The 21,471-nt window shown below is 32.4% G+C and carries 27 protein-coding genes and 1 pseudogene; 4 read left to right on the plus strand and 24 right to left on the minus strand.

The window, feature by feature from the left end:
- Positions 1 to 124: 124 nt before the first annotated feature.
- From nusB to yajC, 3 genes are all read left to right on the plus strand, one after another.
- Positions 125 to 1,072: a transcription antitermination factor NusB gene (nusB, locus tag Q0772_RS09980; RefSeq protein WP_298343792.1), complete on the plus strand. Its 948-nt coding sequence runs from the start codon at positions 125 to 127 to the stop codon at positions 1,070 to 1,072.
- Positions 1,073 to 1,173: 101 nt separating this feature from the next.
- Positions 1,174 to 1,656 carry a DUF1573 domain-containing protein gene (locus tag Q0772_RS09985; protein ID WP_298343795.1) on the plus strand — a complete coding sequence of 161 codons (483 nt, stop codon included), beginning with the start codon at positions 1,174 to 1,176 and terminating at the stop codon, positions 1,654 to 1,656.
- A gap of 11 nt (positions 1,657 to 1,667) precedes the next feature.
- A complete protein-coding gene (gene yajC / locus Q0772_RS09990) occupies positions 1,668 to 1,964 on the plus strand; it encodes a preprotein translocase subunit YajC (protein WP_298343798.1) in 297 nt (98 codons plus the stop codon).
- Between the two features lie 84 nt (positions 1,965 to 2,048).
- Here the strand turns inward: yajC and Q0772_RS09995 are convergent, their stop codons facing one another.
- The 23 genes and pseudogenes from Q0772_RS09995 to Q0772_RS10105 all read right to left on the minus strand — a co-directional run bounded on the left by Q0772_RS09995 (position 2,049) and on the right by Q0772_RS10105 (position 19,159).
- Entirely contained in the window at positions 2,049 to 2,648 is a 600-nt protein-coding gene (locus tag Q0772_RS09995) for a YdeI/OmpD-associated family protein (protein WP_298343801.1), read from the minus strand.
- Between the two features lie 141 nt (positions 2,649 to 2,789).
- A complete protein-coding gene (locus Q0772_RS10000; protein ID WP_298343804.1) occupies positions 2,790 to 3,152 on the minus strand; it encodes a SnoaL-like domain-containing protein in 363 nt (120 codons plus the stop codon).
- Between the two features lie 232 nt (positions 3,153 to 3,384).
- Complete coding sequence (locus tag Q0772_RS10005) at positions 3,385 to 4,689, minus strand: deoxyribodipyrimidine photo-lyase (RefSeq protein WP_298343807.1); 1,305 nt, start codon at positions 4,687 to 4,689, stop codon at positions 3,385 to 3,387.
- 2 nt (positions 4,690 to 4,691) lie between these two features.
- Positions 4,692 to 5,153: an SRPBCC family protein gene (locus Q0772_RS10010; RefSeq protein WP_298343810.1), complete on the minus strand. Its 462-nt coding sequence runs from the start codon at positions 5,151 to 5,153 to the stop codon at positions 4,692 to 4,694.
- Position 5,154: 1 nt separating this feature from the next.
- On the minus strand, positions 5,155 to 5,619 hold the full coding sequence (locus Q0772_RS10015; RefSeq protein ID WP_298343814.1) for a TspO/MBR family protein: 465 nt from the start codon (positions 5,617 to 5,619) through the stop codon (positions 5,155 to 5,157).
- Entirely contained in the window at positions 5,603 to 5,782 is a 180-nt protein-coding gene (locus Q0772_RS10020) for a Lacal_2735 family protein (RefSeq protein ID WP_298343816.1), read from the minus strand. The genes Q0772_RS10015 and Q0772_RS10020 overlap by 17 nt, the downstream gene beginning before the upstream one ends.
- A 6-nt stretch (positions 5,783 to 5,788) precedes the next feature.
- Entirely contained in the window at positions 5,789 to 6,325 is a 537-nt protein-coding gene (locus Q0772_RS10025; protein WP_298343819.1) for a glutathione peroxidase, read from the minus strand.
- A 3-nt stretch (positions 6,326 to 6,328) separates the two neighbouring features.
- Entirely contained in the window at positions 6,329 to 7,012 is a 684-nt protein-coding gene (locus tag Q0772_RS10030) for an SDR family oxidoreductase (RefSeq protein ID WP_298343821.1), read from the minus strand.
- Between the two features lie 20 nt (positions 7,013 to 7,032).
- Entirely contained in the window at positions 7,033 to 7,248 is a 216-nt protein-coding gene (locus tag Q0772_RS10035) for a hypothetical protein (RefSeq protein WP_109353114.1), read from the minus strand.
- A gap of 156 nt (positions 7,249 to 7,404) precedes the next feature.
- A complete protein-coding gene (locus Q0772_RS10040; protein WP_298344632.1) occupies positions 7,405 to 7,620 on the minus strand; it encodes a hypothetical protein in 216 nt (71 codons plus the stop codon).
- Positions 7,621 to 7,630: 10 nt separating this feature from the next.
- Positions 7,631 to 8,320: a GTP cyclohydrolase I FolE gene (folE, locus tag Q0772_RS10045; protein ID WP_298343828.1), complete on the minus strand. Its 690-nt coding sequence runs from the start codon at positions 8,318 to 8,320 to the stop codon at positions 7,631 to 7,633.
- 48 nt (positions 8,321 to 8,368) lie between these two features.
- Positions 8,369 to 8,635: a TIGR03643 family protein gene (locus Q0772_RS10050; RefSeq protein WP_298343831.1), complete on the minus strand. Its 267-nt coding sequence runs from the start codon at positions 8,633 to 8,635 to the stop codon at positions 8,369 to 8,371.
- Complete coding sequence (locus Q0772_RS10055; RefSeq protein WP_298343834.1) at positions 8,632 to 9,060, minus strand: hypothetical protein; 429 nt, start codon at positions 9,058 to 9,060, stop codon at positions 8,632 to 8,634. The genes Q0772_RS10050 and Q0772_RS10055 overlap by 4 nt, the downstream gene beginning before the upstream one ends.
- A gap of 131 nt (positions 9,061 to 9,191) precedes the next feature.
- Positions 9,192 to 10,664 carry a deoxyribodipyrimidine photo-lyase gene (locus Q0772_RS10060; protein WP_298343837.1) on the minus strand — a complete coding sequence of 491 codons (1,473 nt, stop codon included), beginning with the start codon at positions 10,662 to 10,664 and terminating at the stop codon, positions 9,192 to 9,194.
- A complete protein-coding gene (locus tag Q0772_RS10065) occupies positions 10,654 to 12,186 on the minus strand; it encodes a cryptochrome/photolyase family protein (protein WP_298343840.1) in 1,533 nt (510 codons plus the stop codon). Before Q0772_RS10065 ends, Q0772_RS10060 begins: the two co-directional genes overlap by 11 nt.
- On the minus strand, positions 12,187 to 13,497 hold the full coding sequence (locus Q0772_RS10070) for a DASH family cryptochrome (protein WP_298343843.1): 1,311 nt from the start codon (positions 13,495 to 13,497) through the stop codon (positions 12,187 to 12,189).
- Complete coding sequence (locus Q0772_RS10075; protein ID WP_298343846.1) at positions 13,467 to 13,613, minus strand: DUF2256 domain-containing protein; 147 nt, start codon at positions 13,611 to 13,613, stop codon at positions 13,467 to 13,469. The genes Q0772_RS10070 and Q0772_RS10075 overlap by 31 nt, the downstream gene beginning before the upstream one ends.
- On the minus strand, positions 13,573 to 15,033 hold the full coding sequence (locus tag Q0772_RS10080; RefSeq protein WP_298343849.1) for an SDR family oxidoreductase: 1,461 nt from the start codon (positions 15,031 to 15,033) through the stop codon (positions 13,573 to 13,575). The genes Q0772_RS10075 and Q0772_RS10080 overlap by 41 nt, the downstream gene beginning before the upstream one ends.
- Complete coding sequence (locus Q0772_RS10085; protein ID WP_298343852.1) at positions 15,030 to 15,662, minus strand: flavin reductase; 633 nt, start codon at positions 15,660 to 15,662, stop codon at positions 15,030 to 15,032. The genes Q0772_RS10080 and Q0772_RS10085 overlap by 4 nt, the downstream gene beginning before the upstream one ends.
- Position 15,663: 1 nt before the next feature.
- Complete coding sequence (locus Q0772_RS10090) at positions 15,664 to 16,977, minus strand: AarF/UbiB family protein (RefSeq protein WP_298343855.1); 1,314 nt, start codon at positions 16,975 to 16,977, stop codon at positions 15,664 to 15,666.
- A 10-nt stretch (positions 16,978 to 16,987) separates the two neighbouring features.
- Positions 16,988 to 17,644, minus strand: a complete 657-nt coding sequence (locus Q0772_RS10095) for a TetR family transcriptional regulator C-terminal domain-containing protein (protein ID WP_298343858.1) — start codon at positions 17,642 to 17,644, stop codon at positions 16,988 to 16,990.
- A 250-nt stretch (positions 17,645 to 17,894) separates the two neighbouring features.
- Positions 17,895 to 18,263, minus strand: a pseudogene (locus Q0772_RS10100) (DUF559 domain-containing protein).
- 239 nt (positions 18,264 to 18,502) lie between these two features.
- Positions 18,503 to 19,159, minus strand: coding sequence for an aquaporin (locus tag Q0772_RS10105; RefSeq protein ID WP_298343861.1), 657 nt, complete (start codon positions 19,157 to 19,159; stop codon positions 18,503 to 18,505).
- A 225-nt stretch (positions 19,160 to 19,384) separates the two neighbouring features.
- Here Q0772_RS10105 and Q0772_RS10110 point away from each other — a divergent pair, with 225 nt between their 5' ends.
- Complete coding sequence (locus Q0772_RS10110) at positions 19,385 to 20,242, plus strand: DUF2911 domain-containing protein (RefSeq protein ID WP_298343864.1); 858 nt, start codon at positions 19,385 to 19,387, stop codon at positions 20,240 to 20,242.
- Between the two features lie 244 nt (positions 20,243 to 20,486).
- On the opposite strand, the gene Q0772_RS10115 is transcribed toward Q0772_RS10110, so the two are convergent.
- Positions 20,487 to 21,467 (minus strand): Gfo/Idh/MocA family oxidoreductase, encoded by a 981-nt coding sequence (locus tag Q0772_RS10115; protein WP_298343867.1) that lies wholly within the window; start codon positions 21,465 to 21,467, stop codon positions 20,487 to 20,489.
- Positions 21,468 to 21,471: the final 4 nt, after the last annotated feature.

A 21,471-nucleotide genomic window follows, 5' to 3' on the forward strand; every position in this document is an offset into this window, starting at 1 on the left:
TAGCCCGACCCTTGGGTAACGCCCAAATAAGTTTGCTTTTTTTGTTGAGTACTAAAATATAGTGTTATTTTTGCGGCATTAAAACCATGAAGAGTAATTCTTCTTTTTCAAAAAGTTCTTTGTAATGATGCTAAATAGAAGACATATACGTGTAAAAGTGATGCAGACAATGTATGCTTTTAAGGGAAGTGAAAGCGATGATTTTTCTAAAGATCAGAAGTTTTTACTTTTTAGTATTGATAATATGTATAATTTGTATTTGCTATTGATGTCTCTATTGATTGAAGTTCAAAAACGAGCTGAAAGCGATTTGCAAAAGAAACGAAACAAACATCTTGCCACTAAAGAGGATATAGACCCCAATAAAAAATTTGTAAACAATCAAATATTAAAACTTCTTAGAGAAAATACGCAATTAAAAGAGCAATTAGAGGAAAAGAAAATTACCAATTGGGAGTTGGATGATGAATATGTAGATATTATTTTTAAAGACATTATTTCTAGTGATTTGTATAATGATTATATGAAAACTAGAGTGTCTGACTTTAAGGAAGACAAGGATTTTATTGTCGATGTTTTTAAAGATATTATTGCTCCCAACGATAAGCTTTATGATTATATGGAAGATAAAAACCTAACCTGGTTAGATGATCTTCCAACGGTAAACACTACCATTTTGAAATTGCTTAGAAAAGTGAAAGCGAGTGCTCCTGAAAATTATTTTACACCAAAATTATATAAGGATGTTGAAGATAAGCAGTTTGCTATTGATTTGTTTAAGAAAACACTTTTAAACAGAACTGTTATTAATGAGGAGATTGATAAGAAAACAAAAAATTGGGACTCAGACCGTATAGCAAATGTAGACTATGTATTGTTGCAAATGGCTATTTGTGAGTTGAAAAATTTCTCGTCAATACCAGTGAAAGTAACAATTAATGAGTATCTAGAAATTTCAAAAGAATATTCTACTCCCAAAAGCAGTATTTTTATTAATGGTATTTTAGATAAGTTAGTTAAGGAGTATGAGGCTGAGGGTGTGTTGAATAAAGTAGGTAGGGGATTGATGTAAGTTAAGAATACTCTCAAAGAATTGTTAAGAAGAATACAAAAATTTTCAATCGATTAAATAATTACTATTTTTGCTCAACAAAAGTTTTAAAAATATCTATTATGAAGAAAATAATATTAGGCCTTAGTGCTATGTGTTTAATAGCATTTACCTCTTGTAAAGAGAATGTTGCTAAAAAAATTGAAGAAACTAATATAGCTGCTGCTGCTGAAAGAGATGCTGTAGCATCAAAATTTCCAGTACTTGAGTTTGATAAGAAAGAACATGACTTTGGTGAAATCGAGGCTAAAACAAAGGTAGAGACTACGTTTAAATACACAAACACAGGTGATGCCCCTTTAGTAATTACAGATATTAAAAGTTCTTGTGGCTGTACTGTACCGCAAGATTGGAGTAGAGAACCTTTGTTACCAGGTGATAAGGGAGAGTTTACTGTTAAGTTTAATGGAAGTGGTTCTAATAAAGTATCTAAAACTATCACTGTAACGGCAAATACGGAAAAAGGTTCTGAAATTGTAAAGATTTCAGCATTTGTAAAACCAGACCCAAATAAAGTTAATAAGCCAGTACCTGCTAAAAGCTAAATAAATTTATAATGGGAGAAGGAGGATTCGGTAGTTTACTACCATTTGTATTAATGTTTGTTGTTGTGTATTTCTTTATGATTGCACCACAAATGAAACGTGCTAAAAAAGAAAAGAAGTTTGCAGCAGAATTGAAACGTGGTGATCGCGTTATTACTAAAAGTGGTTTACATGGTAAAGTTGCTGAACTGAATGATAAAGATAATAGTTGTGTTATTGAAACTATGGCTGGAAAGTTAAAGTTTGATAGATCTGCTATTTCTATGGAAATGAGTACTAAACTTAATGCCCCTGCTAAAGTTAAATAGATTAACAATTAGCAGTGATATGATAATAAAAAGCTTCCTACATGGGAAGCTTTTTTTTGCTTTAAATCTACATGGGTTAAAACTTTAGCAGTTTTTATATTTATCATTTAATCCAACACCTTGTAAAATCATAGGTGTAATTTTCTCTAAACGTGTTTGTTTTGTGGCGTCTCGTTTTGCAGAACTTATATACTCACAATATTCACGTTGTTTATAAGGCGATAAGCTCAGAAAAGCTAATTCTAGATCTTTGTTGGATTTTAAAACAGCGTTTAATTCATCAGGAATAATGGTTTCTTTTTTCTTTCTATTGGGTTTAATTTCTTTACCCAGTTTTTGATTTTCAATAGCTTCTTTTATATAACTCAAAACAATGTTTTTATCAATATCCTCAATCGTATTAAAACGCATATGTCTTAAAGCTTTTGTTTTGTTTTCTTGAGCGTTTACAAGTAAATTAAGTTCGTCTTTCAAGAACACACCATTAAAAAACCAAATACCAAAATGGTTTTTAAAAGCACCTAGCCCTAAAACATTTTTACCATTAACCATATAAACAGGGGCACTCCACTTAACTGTTTCTTCTACTTCTGTAGAGTTTATAATATTTCTAAGGATAATTAAGGCTTTACTAAAATTATCATGTTCTTCAATATATTCTTCAACCGAATAAATCTTTTTCATGGGTTAGAATTATTTATTTTGAATTTCTAAAGTTATCACCCTGAAAATTAGGAAAAAAAATAGTATTTAATAAATTACAATTCTTAAATAAAAAACCTCAATTAAAAATTGAGGTTTTAGGTGTATTAAGTTGTATAAAGCTTACATCGTATAGAAAAACTGCTCGTTTACAATTTTACCATCATTTACCTCAAACACACAAATCTCTTCCATTTGCTGTCTGCCTCGGTCTTTAAAAGTCACGTCAAAACTCATTTTACTAGTAAAGTGGTTATCAGCAACCATGGGGTCGCTAATTTCACTATCATGAAATTCTACAACATTATCCAACCACTGCTTACTTTTATCGTAAACTTGTTGCTTTCCTGTAAGCACCTCGCCATAAGGCACCCCGGGCATTTCTTTACTCGTTACATTATCGCCGTATAGTTTCTCTATACATTCTAGGTTTTTACCTTCACGACACATTTGTGCCCACTTATTTGCTACATCTTGTGTATTCATAATATTTTAGTTTGTTTGATGAGTTATAAAGATAGAAAAATATAAAAAGCACACTCTTAATAAAATGTTATCGTTTTATGGTTTTGTTACCAAGGTATTATTTTTCTGAGGTTGTATTGTAACTTAACTATTAAATTACTCTTAACTTGGAATTTCAAACATAGCAGTTAACGTATAAATACAAGGGTGATTAACTACTAGTATAATTTTGATAGCGTTTTTTAACTAGTTGTTAATTTAAAGCATTTTTATAAGTCTCTAAACAACGCTCACGGGCAAATTTATGTTCTACGATTGGTTTTGGGTAAGTGAGTTCTTGAAAATCTGGCACCCATTTTTTAATATAATCTAAGTTTTTATCAAACTTTTGTATCTGTGTAGTAGGATTAAAAATCCTGAAGTAAGGCGCAGCATCAACACCGCTACCAGCTACCCATTGCCAATTACCAATGTTACTAGCCATTTCGTAGTCGTGCAACTTTTCAGCAAAATAGGCTTCGCCCCAACGCCAATCAATAAGTAAATGTTTACATAAAAAGCTCCCCACAAGCATACGCACTCTATTGTGCATAAAACCAGTTTCGTTAAGTTGTCGCATGCCAGCATCCACAAATGGATATCCTGTTTTACCTTCACACCATGCTTTAAATTCCTGTTCATTATTACGCCATTGAATACGATCGTATTTTGCCTTAAAACTAGTATCAGAAGTATGCGGAAAGTGCCAAAGAATTTGCATGAAAAATTCACGCCAAATCAATTCTTGCCAGAATATTTCGTTTTTTTCTGAAATTGCTTTTTTTATCATTTCACGAACACTAACGGTGCCAAACCGTAAATGCGGTCCTAATCTTGAGGTCGAATCTTTTGCAGGGAAATTACGAGTGGCTTCATACTCTTGGATTAAATTAGGAGTAACTATGTAAGATTTAATTTTTTGATTGGATATTTTAAAACCAATATCTGATAGGCTTAAATTTGGCAATGACAAATTTTTAACTAAATTACCTAGATAAGATTTAGTTTTGTAAAAATTTAAATCATAAGATTTGAATTTTTCTTTCCAAGTTTTCATGTATGGCGTGTATACTACATAAGGATTACCATCAGCTTTTACAACGTCGTCCTTTTCAAAAATAACTTGATCCTTAAAGGTTTTGAATTCAATATTTTGTTCGTTTAAAAATGCTTTGATTGTATTGTCTCGTTCTTTGGAATAGGGTTCGTAATCATGATTGGTATAAACACAGGTAATATTATAATTTTCAACTAATTTTTTATAAATATCTAGCGGTTTACCATGATATATGCCAATACTACTACCATATTTATCTAGTAGAGCATTACGCATCTCTTGAAGCGTTTCATGAATAAATGTTACTCGAGCATCATCTTCAGGAAGTTTATCTAGAATTTCGGAATCAAAAATAAAAATAGGAAGTACAGGTGATTCACTTTTTAGGGATTCGTAAAAACCTTTGTTGTCGTCTAAACGTAAATCGCGTCTAAACCAAAAAATCGATATGGGTTGTTTCATATTTAATATTTACCAAACAAGGCTTCCAGCTTTTCCGTTCTATAATTAAAGATTTCTTCTAACTTTGGTTTTACTAAAATAGGATGAACAAGTTGACCAAGCAAACCTAGAGGTACTTTATAATCAATAATGTCTTCCATTTCAACACCTCCATCAATTTCTTTTATAAAATGTTTATGATGCCACAAAGCATAAGGCCCGAAACGCTGTTCGTCAACAAAATATTTCTTATCAACGCAATGTGTAATTTCAGTAACCCACTTGGTTTTTATGCCTAAGACTGGTGTTACAATGTATTGAATAATTTGTCCTGCATACATTTCTCTATCGGCCCCAGATAAAATATTAAAACCCATATAATCTGGTGTTATAGTCTTTAAATTCTTTGGGTCTGATAAAAAATCCCAAGCTTTTTCTACAGTTATAGGTAGGTTTTGTTTTTTATGTAATGTATATATTTTCATTCTAGTTGTTTAATAAAATGTAACCATTAAGTGAAGTAGCAATACACAACCAAATTAAATAAGGCATAATTAAAAGGGTTTTGTATTTCAAATCGTTTCTAAAAGAAGTTGCGAATACTGCTACAACAAAAGTTAAAATCAGAATTGTAGTAAAGCCAATGCCCACTAAATGTTGATTAAAAAATATGTAACCCCACATAACATTAAGTATAAACTGTATTGAAAACAAGCCTAATACTTTACTACTAGGCTTTAGTTTATACAAATATGCCATATATACAGAGAAGCATACCATAATTGTGGTCCAAGCAGCTCCAAAAACCCAGCCAGGGGGAGTCCAAGGCGCTTGGTTTAGATTGATGTACCACTCTGTTTTAGGTCCATTATCCATTAACCAATTACCAATGCCCAATGCACCAAAATTTATGATTAAAAATATTAATATGTATTTAAGCAGCTTCTTCATGTTTGAGTTTGCTAATTAGTTTTGCGATATTTTGAGCTTCGGCATATTTACTATCACTTGCTGCTCTGTTTACTGAGGATAGTGCATGCCATTCGCGCATCAATTTTTTAAATTTTTCTTCTAACTTTTCTAATTTTGATTTTCTTTTAAATAATCCCAACATAGCATTTTATTTCAAGTGTTTTGTGATTTTAGAACTCAAAGGGTTGGTAGCAGAAAAAAAATAGTCCACCAAAATCCCATCTTTATCTACTAAGTATTTTTGAAAATTCCATTTCACTGACGAATTGGAAATACCATTATTAACCTTTTGGGTTAGCCACAGGTATAATGGATGCATCTGATTTCCTTTTACTTTTATTTTTTCAGTAATTAAAAAGGATACTCCGTAATTAATTTTACAAAATTCAGTAATGGATTCAGCATCTCCGGGTTCTTGATTTCCAAATTGATTACAGGGCACACCTATAACTTGAAGTTTATCTTCATATTGCTCATGTAAATCTTGTAGTTTTTTGTATTGAGGTGTAAAACCGCATTTGGATGCAACATTTACGAATAGTAGATGCTTTCCTTTAAATTTGGATAGGTCTATTGGTTGTCCGTAAAGTGTATTTATTTTTATTTCATAAATGGAGTTTATATTCATTTTCTTTTTAACGGAATTTGAACCAAGCGTAGCAACAAATGTTTTTAATATATTCATAGCTTAAATTTTAAAGCTTACAATGCCGCAGTCCATCTCAAAAACCTGACCTGAGATAGATGATGATTTTTTTGACAATAAAAACTCAGCCATATCTGCAACTTCTTCTGGTGATAGAAATTTTTTAAGAGGGTGACGTTCGGTTATATTTTCTATCATTTTATCATTACGGAGGAGTTTAGATGCTAAATCAGTATCCGTAACCGTTGGTGCAATGGCATTTATGCGAAATGTAGGAGCAAGTTCTGCACCCAAAGATTTGACTAACCCTTCCACACCTGATTTAGCTACCGCTATACTAGCATGATAGGGCATTCCTAATTTGGCAGCAACTGTACTAAATAAAACTATAGATGGATGGTTTCCATTTTTTAAAATAGGAAGATATCTCTGAATTACCTTTACAGCTCCAAGCACATTGATTTCAAAATCATTTTTAAAATCATCAATAGTTAAACGTGAGATGGGTTTTAAATTAATGCTACCTGGGCAGTAAACTAATCCGTCTGCTGTTTCAATATCTGGTAATTCATCTTGTGTAACATCGCATTGGTGGTGAGTCAAATTGCTATGCGACGTTTCTGGTATACTTCTACTAAAGTTTATAACTTTTGAGTGGGCTAACAGTTTTTCAACTAAAGCTTTTCCAATGCCCTTACTACCACCAACTACAATTATTGTTTTCATGGGTTTCAGGGCATTAAGTTTTATGGCCTGCCCTTTAGCCTTTTTTCTATTTTTTGTTTAATGACGGTTAAACGCTTCATCAAATCCATAATTTCAGGATCTTTTTCTACTTTGTAGATGTCGTTTAAGCCTAATATTAAACTTTTTACTTCTCTAGATGATTCGATACGTTCACTTGTTGTTTTAAAAGTGTGTCTACGTTGTTCGAACTCTAAAGCTTTGTCAATAATCTCCATAAATTTTTATTCTTACTATATTTGATATAAATGCACTATTATTTGCACATTTTCGCAATATAATAAAATATGGAAGATTACCTATTTTTAACCCTAAATATTAGGTAAAATTTAATATTTAGGGTTTTTAACCTCCTGTTTTTGATAACAATATCATTAGAGACGCATTTTCAACCGCTTTTCAACTTTTCTTTTTATGACGGTTAAACGTTTCATGATATCCATAATTTTATCATCTTTTTTTACCTTATAAATCTGATTAAGGTCTAAGATTAAGGCTTTTGCTTCTCTAGATAGTTTAACACGGTCACTTGTAGACAATGATCTCATTTTTCTTTGCTCAAATTCTAAAGCTTTATTGATTAATTCAATTTCCATAATATTACCCGTTTAAATAATTTTGTAGTTCTGTAATTTTTTCTGAAGTATTAAATTCTCCGCCATAATATGCGGTAACCGTCGATGAGGTATCATCTTTTATACCTCTAGAAGATACGCAAAGGTGTTTAGCATCAATAATCACAGCTACATCTTCAGTATCTAGAATTGTTTTTAATTCGTTTGCTATTTGATTTGTTAAACGTTCTTGAACTTGCGGACGTTTTGCATAATATTGTACAATTCTATTAAGTTTTGATAGACCAATGACTTTACCAGATGATATGTAAGCTACATGGGCTTTTCCTATAATTGGCACAAAATGGTGCTCACAGTTAGAATAAAACGTAATGTTTTTTTCTACCAACATTTGCTTGTATTGATATTTATTATCAAACAAGGCTACTTTAGGTTTGTTATTTGGATTTAATCCTGAGAATATCTCATCAATATACATTTTAGCCACACGTTTTGGTGTGCCTTGTAGTGAGTCGTCAGTTAAATCTAACCCCATTACCTCCATGATTTCTTCAAATAAAATTGCAATGCGTTCTTTCTTTTCAGAATCTGTTAGCTTAAAGGCGTCTTTTCGCATTGGAGTTTCTAAACCCGTATAAAGGTGATCATCTCCAATATCTTCCAAAGAAAAGCCATTCAATTTGTGTCCGTTTGTCTTTAATTTTTCTAATTGCATAATATTTTTTTTGTGTGCTGTCTTAAATATTTAATTAATCAAAGCACGTTAACGTTTTGAAATTTTGTTGTGTGTAATTTGTTTTTGTCGGCTACATTTAAAGCGGCCTTTGTCAAATGATCTCAATTTTTCATGTTTTGTAAATCGACCTTGAACACGTTTTCTCCATAATTTGAAACTACTCGGTTTCAACTCTCTTCTCATTAATTCAATAACATCTTGTTCTTTCAATCCAAATTGAAATTGAATAGCTTCAAAAGTTGTTCTATCTTCCCAAGCCATTTCTATAACTCTATCAATGTCATATATTGTCATATATTTTGAAAGTTATATTGTTCATCAAATTTTATCTTTTCATCTAACATTTTCTCAAAAAAGCGTTTGTTTTCTTTAAAAGTTTTATTGTTTTTAAAGTGAATAAATTTCCCTTGTGCATGAATGCTAGTACCATTTGTTTTGTAAATAACCAGTTGGTAATATGGAATAGCCCAAGTAAAATTTTTAAGCCCCTTGTTGATAAAAATTAAAATCCCATTTTTTCTGAGTTCAATATTAGCATAATTGATATCTGATACTATATTCGTGTAACGATTCATATTCGGACTTACTTCACCAACAATCATTCGTTTTGATCCAATCCCTTTCATTTTTAATGATTCTAAAAGCGTAAAAGATCTACCAACCAAATTGTATAAAAGTTGTTTGTGCTCTTTATTATGATATGTAGTATCTAGAATCATTTTACTCTTTCTTATTCCAAATATACAAAATGTTTAACATTTAAATAAAAAAGTTAAACAAAAAAAGATATCAAACTATTGATAAAATTTATTTAAGTTATAAATATTTGACTTTCAGTATTTTATTGTTGTTAAAACCTTTTTTTAAGGGTGTGTTTCCTGAGAATTCTTTTACTTTCCTCTAGCACAGTTTTGTCATTTCTGAGTTTCCAAAGTGTATCACTTGCTTTTTTACGTGAAGTTTCTAAATCTACAATTGGTTTTGGATAGTCTTTTCCTAGTTTAAAGTTACAGAACTGTTGGTCCATTTCTGTCATTAAATAGGGTTGGTGTATAAATGGCGTGTCTAGTAATTCTAATTCTGGTACCCATTTTTTTATAAATGAAGCTTCAGGGTCGTGTTCTAAACTATTTTTTACTGGATTATAAATGCGTAGCATATTTGTACCTGTCTCTCCTGCTTGCATTTGTAATTGTGGGAAATGTATACCAGGTTCAAAATCTAAAAACATCTGAGACAGATGTGTAGTAGCTTCTTGCCATGGTTGCCATAGGTTATGTGTAAAAAATGAAACCACTAAGGCACGCATTCTAAAATTTAAATAGCCTGTTTCGTTTAAACATCGCATACATGCATCCACTAGCGGATATCCTGTATTTCCAGTTTCCCATGCGGTTTGATATGTTTTTGAGATACTTTTTTTTAGTCTATGGAATCCTTTGTTTACACTTGCTTCTTCCATGGTATGTTCCATTTCAAATTTTTGAATAAAATGAGTTTGCCAGCGTAATCTAGACATAAATGCTTCTAAAGCTTTCTTGTGTTTTGAAGTTTCTTTTAAATGATAAGCCTCATGATATACTTCTCTAACAGATAGATTTCCCCAAGCAATGTATGGTGAAATTCTACTACAACTTGTTCTTGCTAATTCTGGTTTTGAGATATTCAGCATGTAATTACCATAGCGCTCTGAAAAAAAAGATTTGAGATATTTTTTTCCAACAGAACGTCCTCCTTTTTGAAAAGCTGAGAATTTAGGAGTAGTTAAACTTGGTATGTTTAAGTTGTGCTCTATCTGGTTTATGACTTTAACTGAAACCAATTGGTTATCCTTTGGCTGAAAGGGGAGTGGCTCAATGGCATAAAATGCATCTACTTTTTCGTTCCAGCTTTCTCTATCTTTTAAACCCCGAATAACTCCGTTATTGATATTTTCATGCCAGTTAATCAAATTGTTTTTACAAAAGCGTTTGAAGTTTTTATCGCGTTCGTAAGTCACAAGAATGCCTGTTTCTTGGTGAGAATAAATATCCGAAATACGAAAATCTGATTGTAATTGGTTTATCGCTGCAATAATATCAGATTGTACCACAAGCACTTTAGAATTATAGTGCTGAAGTTCATCGTTTAAATCTACAAGGGACTCTCTTATAAAATTCCAATGACGTTCGCTATAATGTGAATCTTCCATCAAAAGTGGCTCGAAGCTATATAGTAACAATACTTGTTTTCCGGCTTTTAATGCATTAAAAATAGCTTCGTTATCGTGTAAACGCAAATCGCGTTTCAACCACACTACATTTACTTGAGGCTTAGTATTCATCTTGATTTGCAATTATATGTTGTGCGCGTTTTTTTAATTTTTGTAGCTGACCCTGATCCATTTTATCAAGTAAGCTATACATCATACCCATTCTGAAATTATTTCCTAAATACTCGCGCTTTTCGGCAAGGAAATTCCAATACAAACTATTAAACGGACAAGCCTCTTCTTCGGTTTTTTTACTTTTGTTGTAATGACAACTGGAACAGTAATTGCTCATTTTGTTGATGTAGGAACCTGAAGATACATAAGGCTTAGTTGCTATTTTACCACCATCAGCAAACTGACTCATTCCTCTAGTATTAGTAAGCTGCACCCATTCTACGGCATCAATATAAATACCCAAATACCATGCATCAACTGCATCAGGATTGGTTAGCGTTAGTAGCGCATAATTCCCGGTAATCATTAGTCGTTGTATGTGGTGGGCATAACTATTATCTAACGAGTTTGTAATGGTGTGTTTTAAACAATTCATTTTGGTATTACCTGTCCAAAAGAATTCTGGTAGTTTGTTTTGATTATCCAGTGCGTTTAAACTTTTATATTCTGGCATAAATGCCCAATACATCCCTCGCATATATTCTCGCCATCCTATAATTTGGCGAATGAAACCTTCCACTTGGGATATTTCAATATGTGCTCCGTGTTTTCTGTAATAGTTCATCACGGTTTTTACAATATCTTTTGGAGAAATCAACTTTAAGTTCATGGCAAAAGATAATCGTGAATGAAACAAATACTCCTCATCTGTATGCATTGCATCTTGATAATCACCAAAATGAATAAGCAAATGTTTACAAAAATATTTGAGTTGTTCTAAGGTCTGTATTCTAGAAATAGGGTAGGAGAATGTTTTGATTTCAAACTTGCCTATAGTTTCTATTTTGGCATTTTCAATATCTTTTACAATTTCAGATACATTATTTTTAAAAAGCTTGTAGTTTGGGATTTCTACATCACCTTTCCATTTGTTTCTGTTGCTTTTATCATAGTTCCATTTGCCGCCTTCAGGTTGGTTAGCCACCATTAAAATATCATGTTTTTTGCGCATATCTCTGTAGAAGTTTTCCATGAGATATTGCTTTTTTCCTTTGAAGAAGGTTTTTAAATCGTCTCTTTCGGTATAAAAATGTTCTGCTGTAATTGCTTTTGCTGAAATTTGAAAATTATCACAAAAGGTTTTTAATTGCTCATCTAATCGATATTCATCAGGAAGGATATACTCAAAATGTTCAATGCTATGTTTTTCTATTAACTGCGAAAGATTTTCTGTTAGGTTTTGTGTGTTTTTGGAATCATTGATTTTGTAATAAGTAAGTTGATGGCCTTGAGATTTTAAATCTTGATGAAACTGGCGCATTGCAGCAAAAAAACCAATTATTTTTTGGATATGGTGTTTTGCATAGTCTGTTTCTTGGCGCATTTCAAACATACAATACAAAACGTTATCGTTAGTTTGCTTAAACCACGAGTGTTTTATGTTGAGCTGATCGCCTAATATGAGTCTTAATGTTTTCATTTAAAATAGTGTAGGTTGCAACCATAAATTTTGAAATTTATTATTGGCATCATAGCGTTTTGCTTGTAAATCCACGTTAAATTTTCTGTTTCGAGGATCGTTACCAACACCAGAAACATACATCCAATTGCCATAATTACTATGCACATCGAAGTCTATCAGTAGCGATTCAAAATAGGCTGCACCAATTCTCCAATCTAGTAACATGTTTTTTGAAAAAAATGACGCCACGTTTTGCCTACCTCTATTACTCATCCATCCTGTATGTTTTAGTTCTAGTATGTTAGCGTTTACAAATGCTGATTTAGTTTCACCTTCAATCCATTTGTTAATTAAAATTTCATCAGTTTTCCATGGATAATCTTTTTTAAGAATACCACTAATTTTGAAGATGTTATTTCCGTATTTTAATGATACGTATTTAAAGTAATCTCTCCATATCAATTCAAAAATTAACCAATATGTCGATTGATTTTTATAATGCTCTCTTTCAAATTGTTTAATAGACCAATAGATAGTTCTTGGTGAAATACTACCGTTTGCTAACCAAGAAGAAAATTTAGAGCTATAGTTTTTACCAATTAAACCATTTCTTGTTTTCTTGTAAAACCCTAATTTTTTAGTTTGAAAGAAGTAATCATCCAAACGGTTTAAAGCCGAATTTTCTCCTCCTTTAAAAGGAAAGGCAGAATTGGGATGGGTATTGAAATCTTCAAAACCTAAACTTCTAAGTGTTGGAATTTTAGTGGTATTAGAAATTGTTTTGATAGCTTCTGGAGTTATTGAATAATCCGTTGTCCTTATTGTACTATACTTTTCAACTTTTTTCCTGAAATTGGTGAATACCTGAGGGATTTTTTGAAAGTCCATATCAATATCTTCTGGATGAAAAAGAAATTGATTGTAGTATTCATGGAATGATATGTTTTCAGGATTATTCTGTTTTAAAGCCACTAAAACTTCAACTTCCTCACTTGTCCATTCTTTCTGAAGATAAATAGATTTAATATTGAATTGCTCTACAAGTCTTGGAATGGCGTGTTCTGGTTTTTTATTATAAACAAATAGCTCAATATTTAAGTTGTTAAGATTTTGTTTTAAATCGTTAACAGTTTCAATTAAAAATTTTGCTCTAAATTTTTCAGTTTTTTTGAATCCAAAATTGTTAACTTGAAAATGTCTTGGATCAAAACAATAAACTGCAATAATATGTTTGTGGTACTTTGCGGCTTTATTTAAAACCGTGTTATCATTAACGCGTAAATCGTTTCTAAACCAAACTAAACCAATGTTACTTTTTTTCTCCTGCATCTTTCGCTACAATATTTAACGCTATTCCAATTGTTTTCCCATTTCTTTCTCCATGAAAAGGGTAAATTGCAAGTTTTACAGATTTTCTGTGGTAAGTGTGGCTTTTTGTGACTCAACTTCAACTAATTTATTAATCATTCCAGAAAATATAAAACCATGAAAAGGTAAAACGCTGTACCAATATATGCGTCCCCATAATCCTCTGGGTCTAAATGTTGCGGTTTGTTTTAGTTTATGATCTTCAATTTTAAACTCCAACCAAGCCTCTCCAGGTAAGCGCATTTCTGCATAGAGTAAAAGTTTTTTCTTGTTTTTGTCTGCAAAAATCACACGCCAAAAATCTAGAGCATCTCCTGCATCCAATTCAGTTGGGCTAGTGCGCCCACGTCTTAAACCAATCCCTCCAAAAAGTTTGTCTATATAACCTCTAACACGCCAAAGTATAGTTCCGTAGTACCAACCATTTTTACCACCAATACTCCATATTTTTTCTATGGTTTCATTGGTGTCAACTATGTAACGTTCCTTGTAGTCTTTAAAGCATCCAAATTTTGGTACGTTCACATATTTATGTAATTGTTTTCCCAATCGTCCGCTACTTATCATGGAATCTTTCCAGCTAGAAACAATACTATTTTGCTCAATTTTTTCGAACGCTAATGATACAGCTTCTTTATATGTTATGGGTGTTACATCTAAAATTTGATTAATATCACTAGACTTACCAATAATTTGAACTCCCATGCTAGCCACAAGCGATGTTGCTAATTTATAAGATGTTGAAGTTACAAAATACAACCAGTATGATGATAATTTTGGTGTCATAACAGGTACTGTTAAAATATAACGTTTCAATCCACGCACCTCAGCAAATTGTAACAACATTTCTCTGTATGTTATTGTTTCTGGACCAAAAACATCAAAACTTTTATTGTAAACAGCTTCGTTACCAACAGCTCTGGATAAAAATGCTAAAACATCTCTAACAGCTAATGGTTGTGTTTTGGTATTTAACCATTTTGGCGCTATCATGAAGGGGAGCTTTTCAACTAAATCCCTTATAATTTCAAATGAAGAACTTCCCGAACCTACTATAATTCCTGCTTTAAAGATAGTTAATGCATATTGCTCTGAAACTAATATACCTTCTACGTTTTTTCTTGAACGAAGATGTTTAGAAAGTTTATCTTCATTAGTGATACCACTTAAATAGATAACCTGATTAACATCGGTGGTTTCTATATATTTTTTGAAGTTTACTGCACATCTTTCTTCTAAAGATTCAAAGTTCTTTGAAGAGTTAGACATGGAATGTATAAGGTAATAAGCTGCATCAATACTTTTAGGTATATTTTTTAGTGTTTCAGGCTTTAAAAAATCGGCCTCTATAACATACACGTTTTCATCTTCAGTGTAGCTTTTATCAGCTCTCAATCTATCTCTAACAACACAAATAACAGTATGCCCTTGATTTAATAAAAAGGGGATAAGGCGTTTGCCTATGTAGCCTGTTGCTCCTGTTACGAGAATTTTCATGATAACTCAGCTAAAGTTTTTGGTCTTTGGTATCCAAAGCGTGTTTTGCTTTCTGGTACTACATACCCATCCAAACCGTTTATAGCTGCAACTTTGCCTTTAGGTAGGTTAATAAATCCGTCATTTTCAATAAGTTTGTTATCAACATACAATCCAATCACTTTTCCAATAACTAAAATGGTATTATTAGCTTGTATTAGGTACTCTTCAACATATTGCATTGCTAATTGAATGGGCGCATCTTTTACAAACGGAGCTGCAACTCCTGCTTTATATTCAGCTTTTAGGTTTGTGACTTCAAATTCTGAAATTGAACTATCATATTTTGCTGAGGTATGATGAGCATCTTCCTTAATATTATCGTGTATGTGATTGATGGTGTAAACACCAGTAGCTTTTAAATTTTCATAAGTGTTTCTAATTACGGTTGTTGGTCGCAAAAAAAAACCTAACATTGCAGGACTCGAACCAATATGAGTTACAGAACTAAACACAGCTACATTTTCTACGCCATCTTTTGAAATGGAACCAATCAGGTTAGCAGATTTGTAACCAGAACAACTATTCATCAAATTTATTTTATAGATGTGGTCTAAATTTTCAATATCTGATTCACTAAAATATTTCATTTTATACTAGGCTTAGATAATTGTTAATTTTGATATTTTGAGCTTTTAGATCAAACATTAAGTTGTAAAGACCAAAAAAGGTTCTGTTGATGTAAATGAAATGTTTAGATCCGCGATTGCCATTCATTTTTTTCAAGTCGGTACTTTTAGAATAGCGTTCACCCAATTCCGCAATTTTCCCAAAAAATGATTCATCTGAAAAATCAAAACGGTCTTGATGAAAGGGTTGTGTAAACAAGCTTAGCATTTCATGAAACATTTCTGTAAAGAAAGAGATCTCTTCTTTAGAGTCATCTTCTCTTAAAATTTCAAGTTCATAGAGTTTTGAAACAAAATAATCTCTATTAGTAATATTTTCAGGTAAGGCAAGCTCAAAATAAGGTGTATAAAATTCCTGAGGGATAGATTTCATACACCCGAAATCAAGCGCTATTAATTCTCCTTTTTTAGAAATTAGGAAATTCCCAGGATGTGGGTCTGCATGTACTTTCTTTAAGTTATGAATTTGATACATGTAAAAATCCCAAAGGGCTTGTCCTAATTTATAAGCTTTATGTTGGTCTCTATTATGCCCTGTAAATTCCGAAAGGTGTTCACCTTCCATATAATCCATAGTGATGATACGTTCAGAAGATAAATCCTCGTAATATTTAGGAAACCTAAGGTTAGGAATGTGCGAGCAGGCATTAGCAATTTCTTTGCTCTGTTCTACTTCTAAAACATAATTGGTTTCCTCAATCAATTTATATTCAACTTCCTTAAAATATTTATCAGAATCTTTCCCTTTGATATTAAACATGCTCATAGCTACAGGCTTAACCATAGCTAAATCTGAAGCGATACTCTCTGCAACTCCTGGATATTGGATTTTCACAGCAAGTTTTTTCCCATTCTTAAAGGCAACATGCACCTGACCGATGCTTGCAGCATTTACAGAAGTTGCATTAAAAGTATCAAACAGTTCATTAGGGTGTTTTCCAAAATATTTTTTAAATGTTTTTATAACCAGTGGTGGCGATAATGGCGGTACAGAAAACTGTGCTAAAGAGAATTTTTCCACGTAAGCTTGTGGTAAAATACTTTTTTCCATACTTAGCATTTGTGCTACTTTAAGGGCACTTCCCTTAAGTTGTTTCAATCCGTCATAAATATCTGTAGCATTGTTTTTGTTTAAGCGTTCTTTGGCTACCACTTCATCATTTACTAGTTTGTCGCCATAATACTTTAAATAGTTCACGCCAACTTTTGCTCCGGTAGATACTAGCTTTGTAGCTCTTTGAATTTTTGATGTAGGTATGTTATCTATAGTCTTCATTTTCTTTATCTTAATTCATGTGGAATTTTTCCTTAAATAAAAATTTTCCAAGGTCTAAAACACTTTTTACTGGGGCTATGTCTAAAACATCAAAAGTCGTATTGACTGATTTTTCGATAAAAATATCTGTCTTTTCGAAAGAAGCAGAAGTATCATCCAACCAAAACTTCATAGTTAATAGCAATTGTAACCATGCTGATTCTTTTAATGCTCTATCCTGAATTTTCTCTAGTTGTTCTTGTTTTATATCCAGCATTTGGATTCCTAGTTCACTAATGTATATGGTAAAGTGTGTTTTTAAGTTAGAAAGAATTTTTAAACCTTTTAAATCGTTTTTATATTTATCTAAAACATGCTTTACATAACTCCTATTTGCAGTAAGATTTTCAAAAAATGTGTAATAGAAGCTCAATAATTTGTTTCTAGCGTCAAAAATTTTATAATCCTCGTTTTTATACAGAATGTTAACAGAATTTGTAAAAAAAGCTTCAAAAATGCCTTTTTCTATGGCTTCAAAAGAAGCAAAATATTTATAGAATAAAGCTTCTTCAAACTTGTGCTGCTTAGCAAATGCAAAAACAGTTTTTGGGTTCTCATCATGCTCTAGTACATAATCCATGTACCAAGTGATGATATCGTTTTTTGAAATGTTTTTTTTCTTTGCCATAATTGATTTATTTATGGTAAAGATACAAAATGTTTAACTAATAATAAAAAAAGTTAAACAAAATTAAATTTTGGTTTGAAAAAATACTAATTTATGTACACCCCTGTGGTCCCCTCAAGGGGACACTAGCTTACTGGAAAAGGAAAGGGTTTTGTTAAAAAAGTGTTTACGGTTAAAAATTAATAGAAAGAGATGGTTTTTTAAAGAGTATGAGTGATGTCCCCTTGAGGGGACTTTAGGGGTGTATTGACTATAGATTTAATAATTTTTCGCAAGTCTGCTCAATAACTAGCAAAACACTAAACATATTATTCTTTATATCTTCATTTGAAAATCTTAAAAACGTGACACCATAAGCCTCTATCTCATCTTGTCTTTTTAAATCATACACATCATTGAAATCATGACTCTGTCCATCAATTTCAATAGCTAATTGTATTTCATGACAATAGAAATCAACAATATAATTTAGCATAGGAACTTGTCTATGAAACTGAACACCAAATGCTCATTGCTTGATTTTTTGCCATAAAAGTACTTCTGGAAGCGTGCTGTTTTTTCTTAATTGTCTAGCGCGTTCTTTTAGTTTTGGATTGTATGGAATGATTTTGTTTTTCATTTTTGAAAGATAAACTTTTTCTAAAAAATGAATAAGAATTTTACACCCCTAAAGTCCCCTCAAGGGGACATATGCTAACTCAAACGCAAAAGTTAAGATCTAATATTTAGTATGCTTTGCAATATATTTTTTTTGAAATTGTAGATTTCTTTTGAAAAACAGTTTGTTTAAAGAGTATGAGTGATGTCCCCTTGAGGGGACTTTAGGGGTGCTTTATCCTAGGAAAGTATGTTCAAAATCTAGCAACATTGCTCATCCTTAACCAATTTACAACTAGAAACAGCGGCAATAGCGCCCAAAATTGGTGCAGTAATGTACAACCATAAATACTGAAAATTTCCGGTAAAAAGAGCAGGAGCGAAAGAGCGTACAGGATTCATAGATGCTTTTGTCATGGGGCCTGCAAACATAGCTTCCAAGAGAATTACACCACCTACGGCAATGGCTGCCATGGTGCCTATTTCTTTACTTCCAGTAGAAACATTAATAATCACCACCATTAAAAAGAAGGTTAATAAGAACTCTAAAATAGCAGCTTTATAGGCAGGAAAACCTTCTGCAGGAGTAGTTTCTCCTAAAAACTGACTTTCAGGAAAGAGAAACCACAATAAGAAAATTGCAAAAACAGCACCTATAGTTTGTGCTAAAATATATTTGGGTACTTTATTTAAAGGAAATTTTTTTGCAAAGGCAAAACCTATAGTAACTGCTGGATTAAAATGTGCTCCTGATATTTCACCAAAGGCATAAATCATGGCCATGACTATAAGCCCCCAAGTTGTGGCAACACCTACGTGAGAAATACTTCCACTGGTTATTTCGTTAATGGTCATGGCTCCACAGCCACAGAATATCATAGTGAATGTGCCTAATGTTTCGGAGATGTATTGTTTCATAACTATTAGTTAAATCAAGACGAATTTGCGTTAGGGATTGCAGCGACATCCTTTTTTGCCATTAAAAGCAAAAAAGATATAGCGTAAAGCCCGACCCTTGCGGTAACGCCCAAATTAATTTTGTACAAAGATACAACCTCTTATTTTAAGCTTTTGTTAACAATAACCCGTTTCAGAATGGTTAATTTTAAGGTCTTAAAAACCTAATAATTAATAACTACTAACATGAAAAAATTACTATTACTTTGTATTGCTTTTGCGATGACATATACCGTAAATGCACAAATAGAAACTCCACAACCAAGCCCTAAAGCTAAATTAGAGCAAAAAGTGGGGTTAACAGATATAACTATTGAGTATTCAAGACCAGGGGTAAAAGGACGTAAAATATTTGGTGGCCTAGAGCCTTTTGGAACCATTTGGAGAACGGGTGCTAATAAAAACACAGTTATTACTTTTAGCGACGATGTTAAAATTGCTGGACAGGATGTTAAAGCTGGATCTTACGCTATTTTTACAAAGCTAAACTCGGCAAAACAATGGGATGTTATGTTCTATAACGATACTAATAACTGGGGAACACCTTCACCAGAAAAATGGGATGATAGTAAAGTAGTTGCTACGGCTAAGGTGGATGTTGAAGAGGTTCCGTTTAACGTAGAAACGTTTGCTATTGATATTAACAATATTAAAAATGATAGTGCTGTTTTAGAGTTAATTTGGGAGAAATCTTATGCTGCTGTCCCTTTTACAGTGCCAACAGATGCTAAGGTAAATGCTAATATTAAGAAGGTTATGAATGGGCCTTCTGGTGCCGATTATTATGCGGCGGCTGTTTACAACTTAGAGTCTGATGGTAATATTGACCAAGCCGTTAAGTGGATTGATAAAGCTGTAGATATGTCTAAAGCGAAGCCTAAGTTTTGGTGGATACATCAACAAGCTTTAATTCATGCTAAGTCGGGAGATAAAAAAGGCGCTATTGCTGCTGCAAAGTCATCTTTAGCACTTGCAAAAGAAGCAAAATATGATGCTTACATTAGAAAGAACGAGAAAGTATTAAAAGAATGGGGCGCTATGTAAAATAACCTTCATAAACATATAGAAAAGCGTAATCATTAATGGTTGCGCTTTTTTATTTTGGCGTTACCCACAAGGGGTCGGGCTATCCGTTATAATCTTTTTAAAACGTCATTGCGAGTAGCGAGCGATGTTGCAATCTGTATAATCTAGTTTCCAAACCTAAATTTATAGTTCGTCAATATCTTTAAAAAGGATTTCCTCTGCTATCCCTAACGCGCTTGTTTGCCAAGGTTGTTTTTATAAATTAATAACTCAGGTTTATTTGGTTTCTAACAGTGTCTAGAATCTTTATTAGTTGTTCGCTAAACCCAAAAGTCATTACATCACTTTCAGTTTTTCCTGCTTTTAGTAGTTTGTTAAAATGTATAGCTTCGTAGTTATAGCCAATCGTGCTGTAACCAAAATCTAAAGTTTCCGAATCCCCTGAATTTAAAATAAGTGTTACCGTTGCAGGCGCATGAAACATGCTATTAATTTTAATAACACCGTTTTCGCAATAGAAAATAGCTTCCGTAGGCGTATCTTCAATAAGCGAGCTTTTTAAGTACGCTTTAACCGCGTTATCATATTCAAAAACCATATCACAAGAAGCGTCTGCACCGTTTTCAAAATAAGTAGCTTCTGCTTCAATATGTTTCGGAATTCCCAACGTAGATAGGGTAACAAAAATGGGGTAGATGCCAATGTCTAATAAACTTCCACCGCCTAAGGATTTATTGAATAATCTATGCGAATCATCAAAAGCACGGTAAAACCCAAAGTCAGCTTCAAGCTTTATCAGCTTACCAAATTTGTTTTCATTTAAAGCTTTCAAAACATATTGATAGTGTGGTAAAAAGTACGTCCAAAGTGCTTCCATAAGCAATACATTATTTGCTTTTGCTACTGCAATCATTTCTGCAACTTCTTCTGCGTCCATAGCAAAAGGCTTTTCGCATAGTACAGCAATACCATTTTGTAAACAGAGTAGCGTGTTTTCTTTATGTAAAGCGTGTGGTGTAGCAATATAAACAGCATCTATGTTGGGGTCTTGTGCCAAAGCCTCATAACTATCAAACGCCTTTGGCGCATTATATTTCAAAGCAAATGCATCTGCTTTGTCTTGATTTCTAGAGGCTACAGCATAGAGTTTAGCATCTCCAATAGTTAATAAATCTGTTGCAAATTTGTGTGCGATGTTACCGAGGCCAATAATGCCCCAGTTTATGGTTTTGTTTGTAATCATTTAA

The organism is uncultured Algibacter sp. (genome assembly GCF_947490405.1).
Lineage (GTDB): Bacteria > Bacteroidota > Bacteroidia > Flavobacteriales > Flavobacteriaceae > Algibacter_B.

Excerpts from the sequence above, each read along its gene's own strand:
- Q0772_RS10000 (WP_298343804.1), bottom strand. The coding sequence starts at position 3,152 with ATGAATACACAAGATGTAGCAAATAAGTGGGCACAAATGTGTCGTGAA.
- Q0772_RS10035 (WP_109353114.1), bottom strand. The coding sequence starts at position 7,248 with ATGGAGATTATTGACAAAGCTTTAGAGTTCGAACAACGTAGACACACT.
- Q0772_RS10070 (WP_298343843.1), bottom strand. The coding sequence starts at position 13,497 with ATGCAGGAGAAAAAAAGTAACATTGGTTTAGTTTGGTTTAGAAACGAT.
- Q0772_RS10085 (WP_298343852.1), bottom strand. The coding sequence starts at position 15,662 with ATGAAATATTTTAGTGAATCAGATATTGAAAATTTAGACCACATCTAT.
- Q0772_RS09995 (WP_298343801.1), bottom strand. The coding sequence starts at position 2,648 with ATGAAAAAGATTTATTCGGTTGAAGAATATATTGAAGAACATGATAAT.
- Q0772_RS10055 (WP_298343834.1), bottom strand. The coding sequence starts at position 9,060 with ATGATTCTAGATACTACATATCATAATAAAGAGCACAAACAACTTTTA.
- Q0772_RS10005 (WP_298343807.1), bottom strand. The coding sequence starts at position 4,689 with ATGAAACAACCCATATCGATTTTTTGGTTTAGACGCGATTTACGTTTA.
- Q0772_RS10025 (WP_298343819.1), bottom strand. The coding sequence starts at position 6,325 with ATGAATATATTAAAAACATTTGTTGCTACGCTTGGTTCAAATTCCGTT.
- Q0772_RS10010 (WP_298343810.1), bottom strand. The coding sequence starts at position 5,153 with ATGAAAATATATACATTACATAAAAAACAAAACCTACCTATAACTGTA.
- folE (WP_298343828.1), bottom strand. The coding sequence starts at position 8,320 with ATGCAATTAGAAAAATTAAAGACAAACGGACACAAATTGAATGGCTTT.
- Q0772_RS10110 (WP_298343864.1), top strand. The coding sequence starts at position 19,385 with ATGAAAAAATTACTATTACTTTGTATTGCTTTTGCGATGACATATACC.
- Q0772_RS10080 (WP_298343849.1), bottom strand. The coding sequence starts at position 15,033 with ATGAAAATTCTCGTAACAGGAGCAACAGGCTACATAGGCAAACGCCTT.
- Q0772_RS10050 (WP_298343831.1), bottom strand. The coding sequence starts at position 8,635 with ATGACAATATATGACATTGATAGAGTTATAGAAATGGCTTGGGAAGAT.
- Q0772_RS10030 (WP_298343821.1), bottom strand. The coding sequence starts at position 7,012 with ATGAAAACAATAATTGTAGTTGGTGGTAGTAAGGGCATTGGAAAAGCT.
- yajC (WP_298343798.1), top strand. The coding sequence starts at position 1,668 with ATGGGAGAAGGAGGATTCGGTAGTTTACTACCATTTGTATTAATGTTT.
- nusB (WP_298343792.1), top strand. The coding sequence starts at position 125 with ATGATGCTAAATAGAAGACATATACGTGTAAAAGTGATGCAGACAATG.
- Q0772_RS10090 (WP_298343855.1), bottom strand. The coding sequence starts at position 16,977 with ATGAAGACTATAGATAACATACCTACATCAAAAATTCAAAGAGCTACA.
- Q0772_RS10020 (WP_298343816.1), bottom strand. The coding sequence starts at position 5,782 with ATGTTGGGATTATTTAAAAGAAAATCAAAATTAGAAAAGTTAGAAGAA.
- Q0772_RS10095 (WP_298343858.1), bottom strand. The coding sequence starts at position 17,644 with ATGGCAAAGAAAAAAAACATTTCAAAAAACGATATCATCACTTGGTAC.
- Q0772_RS10065 (WP_298343840.1), bottom strand. The coding sequence starts at position 12,186 with ATGAAAACATTAAGACTCATATTAGGCGATCAGCTCAACATAAAACAC.
- Q0772_RS10015 (WP_298343814.1), bottom strand. The coding sequence starts at position 5,619 with ATGAAGAAGCTGCTTAAATACATATTAATATTTTTAATCATAAATTTT.
- Q0772_RS10105 (WP_298343861.1), bottom strand. The coding sequence starts at position 19,159 with ATGAAACAATACATCTCCGAAACATTAGGCACATTCACTATGATATTC.
- Q0772_RS10115 (WP_298343867.1), bottom strand. The coding sequence starts at position 21,467 with ATGATTACAAACAAAACCATAAACTGGGGCATTATTGGCCTCGGTAAC.
- Q0772_RS09985 (WP_298343795.1), top strand. The coding sequence starts at position 1,174 with ATGAAGAAAATAATATTAGGCCTTAGTGCTATGTGTTTAATAGCATTT.
- Q0772_RS10060 (WP_298343837.1), bottom strand. The coding sequence starts at position 10,664 with ATGAATACTAAGCCTCAAGTAAATGTAGTGTGGTTGAAACGCGATTTG.